Annotated in this window: 14 protein-coding genes; 6 read left to right on the forward strand and 8 right to left on the reverse strand. The window is 72.5% G+C overall.

Translation table 11 applies throughout. The features are described from left to right. Positions 1–131: 131 nt before the first annotated feature. From ACWCQ6_RS08965 to zapE, 3 genes are all read right to left on the reverse strand, one after another. Positions 132–1,532 (reverse strand): alkaline phosphatase PhoX, encoded by a 1,401-nt coding sequence (locus ACWCQ6_RS08965; RefSeq protein WP_451086959.1) that lies wholly within the window; start codon positions 1,530–1,532, stop codon positions 132–134. Between the two features lie 125 nt (positions 1,533–1,657). Next, the gene (locus tag ACWCQ6_RS08970; RefSeq protein ID WP_451086961.1) at positions 1,658–2,083 is read right to left on the reverse strand and encodes an OsmC family protein; all 426 of its coding nucleotides are present in this window, start codon (positions 2,081–2,083) and stop codon (positions 1,658–1,660) included. A gap of 83 nt (positions 2,084–2,166) precedes the next feature. Further along, positions 2,167–3,306: a cell division protein ZapE gene (gene zapE / locus ACWCQ6_RS08975; RefSeq protein WP_451086963.1), complete on the reverse strand. Its 1,140-nt coding sequence runs from the start codon at positions 3,304–3,306 to the stop codon at positions 2,167–2,169. A 37-nt stretch (positions 3,307–3,343) separates the two neighbouring features. Here zapE and ACWCQ6_RS08980 point away from each other — a divergent pair, with 37 nt between their 5' ends. From ACWCQ6_RS08980 to msrB, 4 genes are all read left to right on the forward strand, one after another. Further along, a complete protein-coding gene (locus ACWCQ6_RS08980) occupies positions 3,344–4,108 on the forward strand; it encodes a pyrimidine reductase family protein (protein WP_451086965.1) in 765 nt (254 codons plus the stop codon). Between the two features lie 149 nt (positions 4,109–4,257). Beyond that, complete coding sequence (locus ACWCQ6_RS08985) at positions 4,258–4,710, forward strand: indole-3-glycerol phosphate synthase (RefSeq protein ID WP_451087070.1); 453 nt, start codon at positions 4,258–4,260, stop codon at positions 4,708–4,710. Positions 4,711–4,769: 59 nt separating this feature from the next. Beyond that, positions 4,770–6,164: a UDP-N-acetylmuramate--L-alanine ligase gene (gene murC / locus ACWCQ6_RS08990; protein WP_451086967.1), complete on the forward strand. Its 1,395-nt coding sequence runs from the start codon at positions 4,770–4,772 to the stop codon at positions 6,162–6,164. Positions 6,165–6,173: 9 nt separating this feature from the next. After that, entirely contained in the window at positions 6,174–6,581 is a 408-nt protein-coding gene (msrB, locus tag ACWCQ6_RS08995; protein WP_189544003.1) for a peptide-methionine (R)-S-oxide reductase MsrB, read from the forward strand. Between the two features lie 63 nt (positions 6,582–6,644). Here msrB and ACWCQ6_RS09000 read toward each other — a convergent pair whose 3' ends face one another. From ACWCQ6_RS09000 to ACWCQ6_RS09010, 3 genes are read right to left on the reverse strand one after another with little or no spacing between them, the layout of a single operon-like run. After that, a complete protein-coding gene (locus tag ACWCQ6_RS09000) occupies positions 6,645–7,442 on the reverse strand; it encodes an ABC transporter permease (protein ID WP_451086970.1) in 798 nt (265 codons plus the stop codon). Next, positions 7,439–8,416: an ABC transporter ATP-binding protein gene (locus ACWCQ6_RS09005; RefSeq protein ID WP_451086972.1), complete on the reverse strand. Its 978-nt coding sequence runs from the start codon at positions 8,414–8,416 to the stop codon at positions 7,439–7,441. The genes ACWCQ6_RS09000 and ACWCQ6_RS09005 overlap by 4 nt, the downstream gene beginning before the upstream one ends. Beyond that, positions 8,413–8,784, reverse strand: a complete 372-nt coding sequence (locus tag ACWCQ6_RS09010) for a hypothetical protein (RefSeq protein WP_451086974.1) — start codon at positions 8,782–8,784, stop codon at positions 8,413–8,415. The genes ACWCQ6_RS09005 and ACWCQ6_RS09010 overlap by 4 nt, the downstream gene beginning before the upstream one ends. 67 nt (positions 8,785–8,851) lie before the next feature. On the opposite strand from ACWCQ6_RS09010, the gene ACWCQ6_RS09015 reads away from it, so the two are divergent. Then, positions 8,852–9,250, forward strand: a complete 399-nt coding sequence (locus ACWCQ6_RS09015) for a GntR family transcriptional regulator (RefSeq protein ID WP_451086976.1) — start codon at positions 8,852–8,854, stop codon at positions 9,248–9,250. A 147-nt stretch (positions 9,251–9,397) separates the two neighbouring features. Beyond that, positions 9,398–10,519, forward strand: a complete 1,122-nt coding sequence (locus tag ACWCQ6_RS09020; RefSeq protein WP_451086978.1) for a DUF5808 domain-containing protein — start codon at positions 9,398–9,400, stop codon at positions 10,517–10,519. Positions 10,520–10,715: 196 nt separating this feature from the next. Here the strand turns inward: ACWCQ6_RS09020 and ACWCQ6_RS09025 are convergent, their stop codons facing one another. Then, complete coding sequence (locus ACWCQ6_RS09025; RefSeq protein ID WP_451086980.1) at positions 10,716–11,186, reverse strand: hypothetical protein; 471 nt, start codon at positions 11,184–11,186, stop codon at positions 10,716–10,718. Positions 11,187–11,377: 191 nt separating this feature from the next. Further along, positions 11,378–13,819, reverse strand: coding sequence for a GTPase-associated protein 1-related protein (locus ACWCQ6_RS09030; protein WP_451086982.1), 2,442 nt, complete (start codon positions 13,817–13,819; stop codon positions 11,378–11,380). Positions 13,820–14,133: the final 314 nt, after the last annotated feature.

A 14,133-nucleotide genomic window follows, 5' to 3' on the forward strand; every position in this document is an offset into this window, starting at 1 on the left:
CGATCGGCGCGCTCTGCACCGCACCGCAGCTTCCGCGGCCGAATCCCCGCCGGAACATGGGCCGTTCGGGCAGCGCAAGGGGGGGCGGACAATGAATGCCCGCCCCCCCGGTACCGCAGTGGGTCAGCGCGTCAGCGCCACGGCCCCGTCACCGCGAACGTCGTCCCCGGTGTGTAGCAGTTCACGTACATCGTCGCCCCGTCCGGAGCGAACGTGACCCCGGCGAACTCTCCCCACTCCGGCTCCTGCGGCGTCCCGATGTTCTGCCGGCCCCGCGCCATCGCGTAGACCTCGCCGCCCCGCGTCAGGCCGAAGACATGCTGCGCGCCGTCGCCGTCCTCGCACACCATCAGCCCGCCGTCGGCGGCCAGGCAGATGTTGTCCGGGGACTCGCCCGGCAGTTGCACGTCCGTGCCCGGACCGAAGACGATCACGAGCGTGAGACGCCGCCGCTTCGGCTCGTACCGCCACACCTGGCCGTAGTGGTCGGCGGCCGACCCCTGCGAGCTGCGCGCGAAACTGGAGACGAAGTAGACCGAGGAGCCGCCCCAGTAGCAGCCCTCCAGCTTCTGCGCGTGCGTGATGCCCTTGGGGCCGAAGTCCTGGAACCGGATCGGCGTCTCGGCCGCCAGCGGATCGGGTACGGGGACCCACTCGATGCCCTCGAAGCTCGCCCCGGTCTCCTGGACCACGGAGAGGTCGGGCACGCCCGGCACGCGCATGGCCTCCAGATGGCCGCCGGCCCGCAGTGAGCCGGTGCCGCCGAGCGGCTTGTTCGGCAGGAAACGGTAGAAGAGCCCGAACGGCTTGTCGAACGCGTCCTCCGTCTCGTAGACGATCCCGCTCTTCGGATCGATCGCGACGGCCTCGTGCTGGAAGCGGCCCATCGCGGTGAGCGGCACAGCTCCGGTGCGGTGCGGATCGGCGCCGTCCACCTCGAAGATGAAGCCGTGGTCCTTGGTGTAGCCGTTGGTACCCGCTCTGTCCTCGGTCTCCTCGCAGGTCAGCCAGGTGTTCCAAGGAGTGCGGCCGCCCGCGCAGTTCACCGCCGTACCGGCGATGGCGACGCGTTCGCCCAGGACGTTGTTGCGGCCGTCCAGCTCCAGGGCCGTACAGCCGCCCTTGCCCATCGGGTCGTAGGTGAGGCCCTCGACGACCGGGACCGGGAGCTTCGCGGTGGCCCGGTTCTCGTGGTTGCGGACCAGACGGACGTGACCGTGGCGGCCCGCGAAGGCGGCCATCCCGTCGTGGTTGCTGGGGACCTGGCCCTCGCCGGAGCGGAGCGGGTCGCCCTCCCGGGACAGGACCCGGTAGCGGAAGCCCTTCGGGAGGTCGAGCAGACCGTCGGGGTCGGGCACCAGCGGACCGTACCCGCCGTGTCCCCGGGCGGCCGCGGTACCCGCGAAGAGTTCGGAGAACGCCCCGGTGAAGGCGATGGAGGCGACGGCCGCGCCGCTGCCGGCCAGGACCTGGCGACGGGTGGCGGTCGGGCGTGATGCTTCTTCGGTCGGGCGTGACGATTCTGATGACATGGGGCAACTCCCTGCTGGCGGACAGGAGAAGTGACCCGCATGTGTGTAGCACGCGTAGCGCCGCACGGGAACCATGCGGGTCACCGAGCCCCAGGTGTGTCCCGGGCCGGGAGTGGCCCCTGTGGTCAGATCAGCGAGGCGGAGAGCGTGATCGTCGTGCCGGTCAGCGCCTGGCTGACCGGGCAGTTCGCCTTGGCGTCCTCGGCGGCCCTGATGAAGTCCGCCTCGTCGATACCGGGCACCGCGCCCTGGACGGTGAGGTGGATGCCGGTGATGCCGGTGCCGGGCTGGAGGGTGACGTCGGCGGTGGTGGTCAGCTGGGTCGACGGGGTGCCGGCCGTGGCCAGACCGTGGGCCAGCGCCATCGAGAAGCAGCTGGAGTGGGCCGCCGCGATGAGCTCCTCGGGAGAGGTCTTGCCGTTCGCCTTCTCCGCGCGGGACGGCCAGGAGACGTCGAACCGGCCGATGCCGGAGGAGTCGAAGGTGACGACCCCCTTGCCCTCGATCAGGTTGCCGTCCCAGACCGTGTGAGCCTGACGCATGGTTGCCATGCCGATTCCCTTCAAACGGTGTGCGCGATCGATACGGGAGCCCCGGGGCGCCCGAAGGCGCCTCGGGCGGTACGCCCCCGAACCTACTGGGCCACCAGCCCCTTCGCATCGCGCGCCAGCGCCGTCAGCCGGGAGATCGCCCGGAAGTACTTCTTCCGGTATCCGCCGTTCAGCATCTCTTCACTGAACAGCCGGTCGAACGGCAGCCCGGAGGCGAGTACCGGGACCTCCCGGTCGTACAGCCGGTCCGCGAGGACGACGAGCCGCAGCGCGGTCGACTGGTCGGGCACCGGCTGGACCTCGGTGAGGCAGACCGCCCTCAGGCCGTCCGTCAGCGCTCCGTAGCGGCTCGGATGGACCCGGGCGAGATGGTCGAGCAGCGAGGGGAAGTCGTCCAGGCTGGCGCCCTCGGTGGCGTACGCGGCTCTGGTGACCTGCGCGTCGGAGTACGGCGGCGGGGCCTCGGGCAGTCCGCGGTGGCGGTAGTCCTCGCCGTCGATCCGCAGCGGGCGGAAGTGCGCGGAGAGCCCCTGGATCTCCCGCAGGAAGTCGGCCGCGGCGAACCGGCCCTCACCGAGCTTGCCGGGCAGCGTGTTGGAGGTGGCGGCGAGCGCGACGCCCGCCTCGACCAGCCTGCTCAGCAGCGACGACACCAGCACGGTGTCGCCCGGATCGTCGAGCTCGAATTCGTCGATGCACAGCAGCCGGTGCCCGCTCAGGGTCTGCACGGTCTGCTGGAAGCCCAGCGCGCCGACCAGGTTGGTCAGCTCGACGAAGGTGCCGAACGCCTTCAGCGAGGGGGCGGCGGGGGTGGCATGCCAGAGCGAGGCCAGCAGGTGGGTCTTGCCCACGCCGTAGCCGCCGTCCAGGTAGACCCCGAGCGGCGCCGACGGAGCGGCGGGCTTCCTGCTGAACCGCCCGCCCGTCGCCCGCCACCACCCCTCAAGGGATGCGCTTCGCGCTCTTCCGGCTTTGCCCGAGCCGCTGGCGTGCGCTCCGCCGAGCCCGGCCGCGAAGCCGCTCAGGACTCCGACCGCCTCCGTCTGGCTCGGCTGCTTGGGGTCCGGCACATAGGTGTCGAAGCGTACGGAGTCGAAGCGCGGCGGCGGCACCATCTCGGCGACCAGCCGGTCGGCGGGAACGTGGGGCTCTAGGGCGCACAGGGACAGGGGGGCCGTTTCGGCTATGGGGCTCTGCCCCGGCAGGGCTGTGGAGGACGACACAACTCTCAACCTTAAGCGCCGTGCCAGACTGCAGAGCATGCGACGCCTCTTCCCTGTGACCGACCTGACACCGGCTGACCACGAGGAGGAGTGGAGTCTGGACGCCCTGGCCGACGCCTACGCCTACCCCGAACAGGACGGCCCCTGGCTGCGCGCCAACATGGTTTCGACGCTCGACGGGGCCGCCCAGCACGACGGCCGCTCGCAGCCGATCTCCTGCGCGAGCGACATGCGGATCTTCGGCACCCTGCGAGCTCTGGCCGATGTGGTGCTGGCCGGAGCGGAGACGGTCCGCCTGGAGGGCTACCGGCCCGCCAGGGCCCGTGAGGCCTTCGCCGCCCGCCGGGCCGCGGCCGGGCAGGGGCCCGCACCCGCCATCGCCGTGGTGAGCGGCAGTCTGGACCTCGACTTCTCCCTGCCGCTCTTCACCGAGCCGCTCGTCCCGACCCTGGTGCTGACCGGCTCCGGAGCGCCGGCGGGCCGGATCGAGGAGGCGCGCCGGGCGGGCGCCGAGGTGGTGATCGCGGGGGAGGGCTCCCGGGTGGACCCCGCCAGGGCCGTACGGGAACTGGCCGACCGCGGGCTCAAGCGGCTGCTGACCGAGGGCGGCCCGCGGATGCTGGGGCAGTTCGTGGCCGCCGGGGTGCTGGACGAGCTCTGTCTGACCCTCTCGCCGATGCTGACCGCCGGGGACGCGCAGCGGATCGCGGGCGGCCCCTCGGTGGCCGTGCCGGAACGATTCGCCCTGGCGTCGGTGCTGGAGGAGGCCGGGTTCCTCTTCACTCGGTACCGTCGGATCTGACAATCGGCGGAATTTGCCGTTCCGGTTAGCCCCCGGTGGGCACAATTACTCTCGCAGACCCCGTGCGAGCACGGGGAAGGATGGTTTCAGCAGTGACCGGCGACGGCCACTGAAGCAGAAGGGCGCCCGTGGTGTTCACCAGCGTTTTGATGATCGAGAAGCCCCTCACCTCCGAGGACGTCGAGTTCGTCACCACCCTGCACGGGGAGGAGCAGACCTCCTTCGTCGTGCTCATGCAGCCGCGCGGTGACCAGGCCGATGTGCTGCTGCGAGCCATTGACGACCTGGCGATGGGCGACCTGAAGGAGGCCGCCCGGGAGGGGGAGGAACCGGAGGGCAAGAACGCCAGAGAGCCTGCCGAACTCGCGCTCGAAGTGTCACTGGAGGCGCTGCGGCAGGCAGGCTCCGACGCGGTCGGACAGGTGGTCGAGGACCACCCCCTGGACAAGCTGAAGACCGTGGTCGACGACGCGGAGGCGGACGAGGTCATCGTGCTGACCGCACCGCACTACGTCGAGGAGTTCTTCCACCGGGACTGGGCGTCCCGGGCCCGTCACAAGGTCGGCGTACCGGTGCTCAAACTCTTCGCGCACAGCGAATAGGCTGGGCGGGCACCCCGTACCGACTCGGGTACTCGTATCGACTTCTGGGAGACACACGCATGGCACCCGGTATTCCTGCCGCCATGGAACGGCCGCACTTCATCGGCATCGGCGGCGCCGGAATGTCGGGCATCGCGAAGATCCTCGCCCAGCGCGGCGCGAAGGTCGCGGGCAGCGACGCCAAGGAGTCGGGTACCGCCGAGGCACTGCGGGCGCTGGGAGCGACCGTCCACATCGGGCACGCCGCCGGACACCTGGCGGACGACGCCTCGTGCGTGGTCGTCTCCAGCGCCATCCGCGCCGACAACCCGGAGCTGCTGCGCGCCGCCGAGCTGTCGGTCCCCGTCGTGCACCGCTCCGACGCCCTCGCCTCGCTCATGGGCGGGCTGCGCGCCATCGCGGTGGCCGGTACGCACGGCAAGACGACCACCACATCGATGCTGGCCGTCGCTCTGAGCGAGCTGAACCTCGACCCCTCGTACGCCATCGGCGGCGACCTGGCCGGCCCCGGCACCAACGCGGCGCACGGCGAGGGCGCGATCTTCGTCGCCGAGGCGGACGAGAGCGACCGCAGCTTCCAGAAGTACGACCCCGAGGTCGCGATCGTCCTCAACGTCGAGCTGGACCACCACGCGAACTACGCCTCGATGGACGAGATCTACGAGTCGTTCGAGGCCTTCGCCGGCAAGATCGTCCCCGGCGGCACGATGGTGATCGCCGCCGACCAGGAAGGCGCCGTCGAGCTGACGGAGCGGGTCCGCGCCCTCCCCTCGCTGAACGTCGTCACCTACGGCGAGTCCGAGACCGCCGACGTACGCGTCCACCGGATCACCCCGCGCGGTCTGACCAGTGAGGTCACGGTCATCCTGAACGGGAAGTACCTCACGTTCACGGTCTCCGTGCCCGGCCGCCACTACGCCCTCAACGCCGTCGCGGCCCTCGCCGCCGGTGTCGCCCTCGGCGTCCCGGCCCACAACCTGGCCTCGGCCCTCGGCAAGTACACCGGGGTCAAGCGCCGCCTCCAGCTCAAGGGCGAGGCGGCGGGCGTGCAGGTCATCGACTCGTACGCGCACCACCCCACCGAGATGACCGCCGACCTCGAAGCGATGCGCGGCGCCGCCTCCGAGGCCCGCCTCCTGGTCGTCTTCCAGCCCCACCTCTTCTCCCGCACCCAGGAGCTCGGCACCGAGATGGGCCAGGCCCTCGCGCTGGCCGACGCCTCCGTGGTGCTGGACATCTATCCGGCCCGCGAGGACCCGATCCCCGGCATCACCAGCGAGCTGATCATCGACGCAGCGCGGGCCGCGGGCGCCGATGTCACCGCCGTCCACGACAAGGCCGCGGTCCCCGGGACCATCGCGGGAATGGCGAAGCCCGGCGACCTCGTTCTCACCATGGGAGCGGGCGATGTCACGGAGCTCGGCCCGCAGATCCTGGACCATTTGCCGAGCTGAGGGAGCGACGTGTCGTACGACATCGAGAAGCCGGACGAGCAGTGGCGTGCGGAGCTGACGCCGGCCGAGTACGCGGTCCTGCGCCAGGCCGGCACCGAACCCGCCTTCGTCGGTGAGTACACCGACACCAAGACCACGGGTGTCTACTCCTGCCGCGCCTGCGGCGCCGACCTGTTCCGCTCGGACACCAAATTCGAGTCGCACTGCGGCTGGCCGTCCTTCTACGACCCGAAGGACACGGACGCGGTCGAGCTGGTCCAGGACCGCAGCCACGGCATGGTCCGCACCGAGGTCCGCTGCGCACGCTGCGGATCGCACCTCGGCCATGTCTTCGAGGGCGAGGGTTACCCCACCCCGACGGATCAGCGGTACTGCATCAACTCGATCTCGCTGCGCCTGGTCCCCGACGAGAGCTGAGAGCCGAGAGCCGAGACGGGTGCCCCGGAACGCGTTCCGGGGCACCCGTCGCGTCGTGCGGGCTCAGTACACGTCCCTGCGCATCGGCACCAGCACCGCGACGACGGCCGCGGCCAGGGCGTAGCCGGTGAGCAGCAGTCCGCCGCCGACGGGCGGGAGCAACTGCACCGGGCCGGTCGCCAGCTCCGCGGCCATCGTGTCCGCGGCGTAGTCGAAGCCGGTCAGGGACGCCGTGGCGCCACCGGGCAGCAGCGGGTAGAGGAGCTTCACGCCCGGGATCGTCATCAGCAGGAACTCGCCCGCGTACAGGTAGCCGACGACGACGGCCAGTGCCGCGACCTGATGACGGATCAGCGCTCCGGCGGCCACGCCCAGCAGGGTGTACACCGCCATTGCCAGGGCAGGCCGGAGCAGCAGCTCCAGCACTTCGCCGGTGGCCATGCCGGGTGTCACCCCGCGCGCCGCGGCGCCCCCGAAGAACGCGGCCCCCGCGGTGCCGGTGAGCACCAGCCCGTACGCCAGGCCGGCGACGCCGTACGTGACGAGCTTGGCGGTGAGCACCTGGTGGCGCCGCGGGGCGTGGAGGAAGGTGTACGTGACGGTGCGGTGCCGGTATTCCCCCGTCATCGCCAGGGTGCCGAGCGCGGCCGGCAGGAACACCGTGAAGCTCAGCATCCCTATGACGGAGCGGACGCCGTCCTCGGTGTCCAGGCCGGGCGCCGGCGGATCGAAGTTCTCCGGGCCGGCCAGCGTCATCGCCCCCACCATGCCGCCGCCCAGGACGACGGCCGCGAGGAGTGCCCACAGCCACAGGCGGGTGGCGGCCAGCCGCCGGAACTCCGCCTTGACCAGTGCGTTCATCGCTGGTTCCACCTTTCGTCCGTCAGTGCCGGCGGCCGGTCCCGGCCCGCCGGTTCGCCGTCCCCCGCCAGCCGGAGGAAGAGCTGCTCCAGGCTCGTCCCGGCGGACAGCCCGTACACGCGCAGCCGCTCGGCGGCGGCCAGATCGGCGACGGCCGAGTCCGCCATCCCGTGCACGCACAGCGTCCCGTCCGGCATCAGGTCCACCCGGTCGGCCGCCCCGCCCTCTGCGGTGCCGCGCAGCAGTACGGCGCGCAGGGCCGCCGCGTCCGGGGAGCGGACCAGCACCGTGCCGGGTGAGAGCCGCTCGATCTCCGCCGGCTCTCCCGCCGCCACCAGCCGGCCCTCGCGGATCACCACGACGTCGTCGACGATCTGCTGCACCTCGCTCAGTACGTGGCTGGACACCAGCACCGTGCGGCCCTCGGCCGCCAGCCCGCGCAGCAGCCCGCGCAGCCAGGCGATGCCCTCCGGGTCGAGCCCGTTGCCCGGCTCGTCCAGCAGCAGCACCTGCGGGTCGCCCAGCAGGGCGGTGGCGAGCCCGAGCCGCTGCCGCATGCCCGTGGAGAAGGTGCGGGTCCGGCGGTCGGCCACCCGGTCGAGCCCCAGCCGGGTCAGCAGTCGGTCGACCCGCTCGGCCGGGTGGCCGCCCATGGTGCGGTAGATGTGCAGATGGTCGCGGGCCGAGTGGCCGGGGTGGACCGCTGAGGCGTCCAGGACGGCGCCCACGGTGGTGGAGGGCCTGGGCAGGTCGGTATACCGCTTCCTGCCGATGGTGGCTGTGCCCGCGGTGGGAGCCACCAGGCCGAGGATCATGCGCATGGTCGTGGTCTTGCCCGCGCCGTTGGGGCCGAGGAAGCCCGTGACGACGCCGGGCCGCACGGTGAAGCTCAGATCCTCGACGGCGCTGACGCGGCCGAACCGCTTCGTCAGCCCGTTGACTTCTATCGGCAGGCCCGGCGGGCGTCCGCTCATCGGTGGCTCCCGGCCCGCTGATCGACGAGCTGTGCCAGCCGCTGGGCGTCGTCGAGCGAGAGGACCAGCTCGTCGATGTCGCCGCCGGTGGCGGCGCGGTCCAGCTCCACGCGCAGTCCCGGCCTGCCCCGGTAGGCGGCCACGAGCTGACGAGGACCGGTGATCAAGCCCCAGATGCCGATCTTGGCGACTCCGGAGGCGTGCAGGCCCCTGCGGGTGCCGTGGGCCGCGCGCAGCGGGTCGTCGACGACGGTCACCCGGCGGACCGCGGTGAGCGGGACGGTCAGGGAGCCGCGCCAGGTCCATATGCGCTCACGGTCGCTGAACTCGATGGTGAGACCGGTGTCGGTGATGTTCATCAGTGCCATGGGGATTCACCCTCCAACGAGGCCTGAGCGTCTGTTCTATTAGATGTATAGCAGATAGAGTTGGGGTGTGTATCTAGTGCTCGACCTCGACAGCGAGGTGCCGATCTATCAGCAGATCCGGGACCGGGTGGTGGAGGCCATCGCGGAAGGGGCGTTGGCGCCCGGTGCCGGACTTCCTTCCACCAGGCAGCTGGCCGTCGACCTGGCGATCAACTTCCACACCGTCAACAAGGCCTATGACCTGCTACGACGTGAAGGGTTCATCCGCATCAACCGCAAGAGCGGCGCGGCGGTCCGGCCGGACGTCAAACAGCCCTCGGACGAACTGCGGGCCGGCGACTGGGAGGCGCGCATGCGCACCCTCCTCGCCGAGCTGGATGTGCGGGGGATCGCGAAGGCGGAGGTGATGAGTCATGTCGCGGCGGTTCTGGACCGCTTCCCCGCGAGAGGGGACGAACACCCCTGACCCCCGGGGCCGGGCCGGGGACCGCGGCGGCCCCTGCCGCCGCGCTGCATCCCCCGGACAACGGCTCCCGGAACGAGACCCCGGAACATCGCGCCGTGGCCCGGTGCGGCTCCCTGCCCCGTCGGGGCGGGCGACAAGAACGGACAGGTGAACCCCTTGCTGGTCGACGCAGCTCTCGACTTCGGCATACTCGCGGTGCTGAGCGCCGTGTTGTACGCCGCCCCCAGCCCGCTCCTCAACCCCTCCGCCGTACCCTTCGGCGTCCGCGTACCGCCGGACAAGGCGCGCGCCGCCGTCGTCGAGGAACAGCGCAGCCGCTACCGCGGTGCGATGCTCGTCGCCGCGGCCGTCGTCACCGTGCCCGCCTCTGCGCTCGGTGCCGCGCTCGGCACTCCGGCCGCCGCAGTCGCCGGTTCGCTGCTGCTCTGTGCCCTCGCCGCCGCTCTGTGGGTACGCGCCCACCGGGGCATCGCCCGCGCGAAGGCGGAGGGCAGGTGGTACGAACAGGTCCGGCAGGGCGCCGTCGTGGACACGTCCCTGCGCACCGACCCGGTCCGTTTCCCCTGGGGGCGGACCGTCCCCGCACTCGTCGTGATCGCCGTCAGCGTCGTCGCGGGCGTCGTCGTCTACCCCGGCCTGCCCGACCGCATCGCACTGCCCGAACGCTCGCTCGGCGGCACCGTCTACCGCACGTACCCGACCGGTGTGTGGACCGCCTTCGGTCTCGTCCTCGGCCAGGTCCTGCTCACCGCGACCATGGCCGCCACCGTCGCCGGGCTGCTCCGCACCCGCGCCGACCTCGACGTGGCGCGCCCGGTGGCCGCAGCCGCACGGTACCGCCGCTATCTCACCGTCACGGCCCGCTCCATGATGGGCATCACCGCCCTGGTGAACCTGATGCTGCTCGGGCTGTCCGCGCTGATGTGGAGCGACACCCGCTCCACGGCCATGACCCTGGCCGTCACCGGGGCGCCGCTGGTAGGGGTCCTCGCCGTGACCGTCTGGATCGTCCTGCGCGTCGGGCCCTTGGGGAGCAGGCTGCGGGAGGACGCGGGCGAGGAGAGCAGCGGACTGGTCCCGCGCGACGACGACCGCTTCTGGCGCGGCGCCGGCACGGTCTACGTCAATGCCGACGACCCCGCGGTCCTGGTGCCCAAGCGGGTCGGCATCGGATGGACGGTCAATTTCGGCAACCCGCGGGCCCTCGTCGTCGTGGCCCTGGTCCTCGCGGTCGCGGTGGGAGCGAGCGTCGTCCAGGCCGTCCGGTGACACCGGGGCGGCCGGGGCCGGGGCCGGTGGGCAGTGGCGGGGCTTTTGACCAAGCTCCTACGAGGTCACGAGCGCCCGTCCGGTCGCATGCGGTGGCTCCTCCGCGCGGGCCGGCACATCCACTGAAGGACGGCCGGTCGGCGTCGGTCGGTCCGTGAGCCGGACCCGCCGGAGAAGTCACCACACATCCTCACGGTCAGTCCTGGGTCTCGTCCCCGCCGCTCTCCGGCCGCAGCAGCGGATGGGCGACACCCGGGAACACCCGGGCCCGCACGGCCGGCTCCGCGGAGCCGGCCCGGACCACGGTCTCGGCGACACCCCAGGGCCGTCCGGGCAGCACCACGGTCAGGATGTACGAGGACGCGCAGCCCGTGCAGTCGTAACGGTCGGCCCAGGTCTCCACGTCCGTGACGCTGCCGGGGTAACGCGCCACATGGCGGTGGAGCGCGTGGCAGCGCTCGCACCGCTCGCCCGGCTCGCACGTGCCGCCGCAGGGGCACGGGACGTCGAGCGTCTCGGCAGGACGCCAGCGCTGGGTGAGGACGGCCTCACGCGTGGCGCCCATGTCCTTCATGGCCTTCAGATTGCGGGCAGCGACGTTGTACGACTCACCGGTCGCGGCCATCCGGTCCCGGATGACGTCCTTGCGTCCGCGGTTCGTCGTCATCTGTTCCTCCTGGGGGTGTCACGCAGCCCGCCGGGAGCGCACGAGATCGATACGGCACACGGTACCGGTCACCCATGACGGGCCACGACCTCCGTGGCCCGTCCACGGCCGCACGGGCGCGGCTCACCGCCGCCGGGGTGCCGCCGATGATCGGCGGGGGTGCGGCTCACGACCGCCGCCGGGGCCGCCGCTCACGACCGCCGCACCCGGGCCGCCAGCCTGGTGCCGAGTCGCTTGCGCAAGCCGCCCGGCCGGTGCCAGGTCCGGAACGCCTCCGCCGTGCGGCTGCTGCCCGCCCGCTCGGCGGCCTCCTCCACCGCCGCCACCTCACCGGCGGTCAGACCGCGCACCACCGGACGCAGCACCTCCTCCAGCAGCGCAGTCCGGGTCTCGCTCCAGGCGCGGCCCGCGTGCGGGTGGGAGCTCCAGACGGTGAAGCAGTCGGCGACATAGGCCGGGTCGGAGCGCAGCCGGGCGAGCACCGCGTCCTGCCGGGCGGCGCCGCCGTAGGCCGCGATGAGGTCCGGGTCGTCGCTGTGGACGAACGCGTACAGCTCCGCCTCCGGCCGGTCCGGGGCGAGCAGCCGCACGGCCAGGGCGCCGAACGCCTGCTCGCGCACGCCCGGCTCCACCGGCTCGGCCCCGGCACACAGCCTCCGGGCCCGTTCCGCCCAGCCGGGCTCCGCGGCCCCCGAGCGCACGGCCCGCGCGAACTCCAGCAGGAGCAGCGCGCCGCGTGCCCGCGCGTCGATCTCCTGAGGGAACCCGCGCAACAGGTCATGGGCGAGCTCGGCAGCCTCCGCGTCGTCGGCTGGGGCACCGAGCGCCGCCGCCACGAGATGGGCCCACGTACCGGCCGTGCGGTGCGCGTCGGAAGTGCTCCCGGCCAGCAGCAGCCGCGCCTCGCCCGCCGTGGGGGTGGTCTCGCCCCAGGCGAGCCCCACTGCCGTGCGCAGCACCAACGGCTCGGTGAAAGGTGACATTCCACCGGCTCGCAGCACCGCGTTCAGCACCTTCACCCGGTCCTCGCCACCGCCCGCCCTGGCGTCCGGCGCCGCCGCGCACATCCGCAGGTGCGGCAGTGCCTGCGCCCCGGTGAACGGCAGCGCGACCTCCGCCAGCAGCCGCTCCGCCGCCGACGGGTCCTGCGGCGCGATCCGGTCCAGCTCACCGAGCAGCGCCGTACGGACATCGAACTGCTCGTCCAGCAGATCGAGCAGCACCGCGCCGCAGCCGGCGGCCCCCTCGTCCAGCAGGGACCGGGCCATCCGGCCCACGACATCGGGGAGCAGTTCCCGGCAGTCCACATCGAGCAGCCGCGCGATCCGCAGCAACTGCACGGCGCGCCCCACACTGCGCCCGGGAGCGGCGGACGCATGGGGTGTACCGATGGCGAGTTCGGTACGGAGGTCGTCTCCCAGAGCCGTGACGAGTGCGGCGGCGGTACGCTCCCCGGCCGGTCCGGCGAAGACCGAGCGGGCGGGCGGTTCGAGTGCGACATCGCCGCCACGCACCGCCTCCGTCACCAGCAGGGCGCCGAGCGAGGCGGTCGCGGCAGCGGCGGACCGTCCTTCGAGAGCGGTCAAAAGCCTTGTGACACCGAGCAGTTCGGCGCTCGTGCGGTCGAGGCCGGGCGCGGTCAGCGCGTCGGTCAGCCGCAGCGTCCGCTCCTCGTCCAGCGCGTACGGCCGCTCGGCCGCCCAGTTCGCGGCCGCGGCACGTGCGTCGGGGCCGAGCGGGACGCCCGCGCAGAGTGCCGTCACGGCGAGCGGTCCGGCGGCGAAGGGCTCGCCGGGCAGCTCCGCCGCCGTCCGGAACAGCTCCGGGGACCGGTTGCGCCAGATCCGGGCGCAGGTCTCGGCCCAGGCGTCGCCCACCGGCTCCCCGGGACGCGCCCCGGTGCAGTCGCGCACCAGGAGGCCGCCGTCCGGGCCGGTGGGGCCGGGAGCGTCCTCCGGCAGCACTCCGACGATCCGGTGCGGGGACTCGGAAGGGCGGCGGGTGTAGGTGGTGAAGGTCAGCCGCTGAGCGGTCTCCGGCGGCAGCACGGTCCCGGCCAGGGCGATCCACCGGGCGACATCGGCACACTGCCGCTCCACGAGAACGAGCCGCGCCGAGGCCGGCTCCTCGCACACCCGGCGCAGATCGGCGAAGACCGCCGCCAGCCAGGGGCTCCGGGAGACCGCGAAGTCGTTGAGCGCCTCGGGGCCGAAGGCGGCGGAGGCGGGCAGGCCGGCCAGGGGGCCGGGGGCGGAGCCGCCCGGCGCGGCGGAGGCCCAGTTCGGCGACCGCCAGGCCGTGATCGGCAGCGCGTCGCCCGGCAGCCGGGTGCCGGCCGGAAGATGCACCGCGTGCGCGTGGAAACCACCGGCACCGGGACCACCGAGCGCCACGGTGCGGCTGAGCAGATGACTGCCGTCGGACAGGGCGCTGAAGCTGAACGCCTCGGGAAACGACCGGAGTTCGCCGGTGGTCGGGTGGTACGGGGCTCCGGCGGGCGGTTCGTACCCCAGGAGTTGCCCGGCCTCCGCCAGTACCGGCGTGGGTATGCCGGCGCCGACCGCCGTGAATCGCGCGCCACCTCCGTCGTCCCCCGCGGTGGCAGAGGTGTAGTGCAACTGCGCGAGGCTCATGCGTCGGCCCTCTTCGTCCTTGCGGCGAACGTCCCCGTACCCTCAGCACGCTCGCTCCGCGGACCGCCCGTCGAGGGCAGGCCGTCCGGGGCGCAGCGACGACCCCGGCGGGGAGTGGTCCGCAATCGCGGGAGCGACGCTATCAAGGCACACCGCCCCGCACGCACCCCGCCGGAAGGCCGCCCGGCCTCCGTCCGGACCAAGTCGGACTCGCGCGGACCGGCGCGCGGCAGGCCCCGTTCAATGCGCCTGCCCCACCCCAATGGCGCACGCACCCTCCGGCCCTTCGGTCGTTGATCGTCATCGGATTGCTC

Source organism: Streptomyces sp. NPDC001880 (assembly GCF_053594575.1).

Excerpts from the sequence above, each read along its gene's own strand:
- ACWCQ6_RS08965 (WP_451086959.1), bottom strand. The coding sequence starts at position 1,532 with ATGTCATCAGAATCGTCACGCCCGACCGAAGAAGCATCACGCCCGACC.
- ACWCQ6_RS08970 (WP_451086961.1), bottom strand. The coding sequence starts at position 2,083 with ATGGCAACCATGCGTCAGGCTCACACGGTCTGGGACGGCAACCTGATC.
- ACWCQ6_RS08980 (WP_451086965.1), top strand. The coding sequence starts at position 3,344 with ATGCGACGCCTCTTCCCTGTGACCGACCTGACACCGGCTGACCACGAG.
- ACWCQ6_RS08985 (WP_451087070.1), top strand. The coding sequence starts at position 4,258 with ATGATCGAGAAGCCCCTCACCTCCGAGGACGTCGAGTTCGTCACCACC.
- murC (WP_451086967.1), top strand. The coding sequence starts at position 4,770 with ATGGCACCCGGTATTCCTGCCGCCATGGAACGGCCGCACTTCATCGGC.
- ACWCQ6_RS09000 (WP_451086970.1), bottom strand. The coding sequence starts at position 7,442 with ATGAACGCACTGGTCAAGGCGGAGTTCCGGCGGCTGGCCGCCACCCGC.
- ACWCQ6_RS09005 (WP_451086972.1), bottom strand. The coding sequence starts at position 8,416 with ATGAGCGGACGCCCGCCGGGCCTGCCGATAGAAGTCAACGGGCTGACG.
- ACWCQ6_RS09010 (WP_451086974.1), bottom strand. The coding sequence starts at position 8,784 with ATGGCACTGATGAACATCACCGACACCGGTCTCACCATCGAGTTCAGC.
- ACWCQ6_RS09025 (WP_451086980.1), bottom strand. The coding sequence starts at position 11,186 with ATGACGACGAACCGCGGACGCAAGGACGTCATCCGGGACCGGATGGCC.
- ACWCQ6_RS09030 (WP_451086982.1), bottom strand. The coding sequence starts at position 13,819 with ATGAGCCTCGCGCAGTTGCACTACACCTCTGCCACCGCGGGGGACGAC.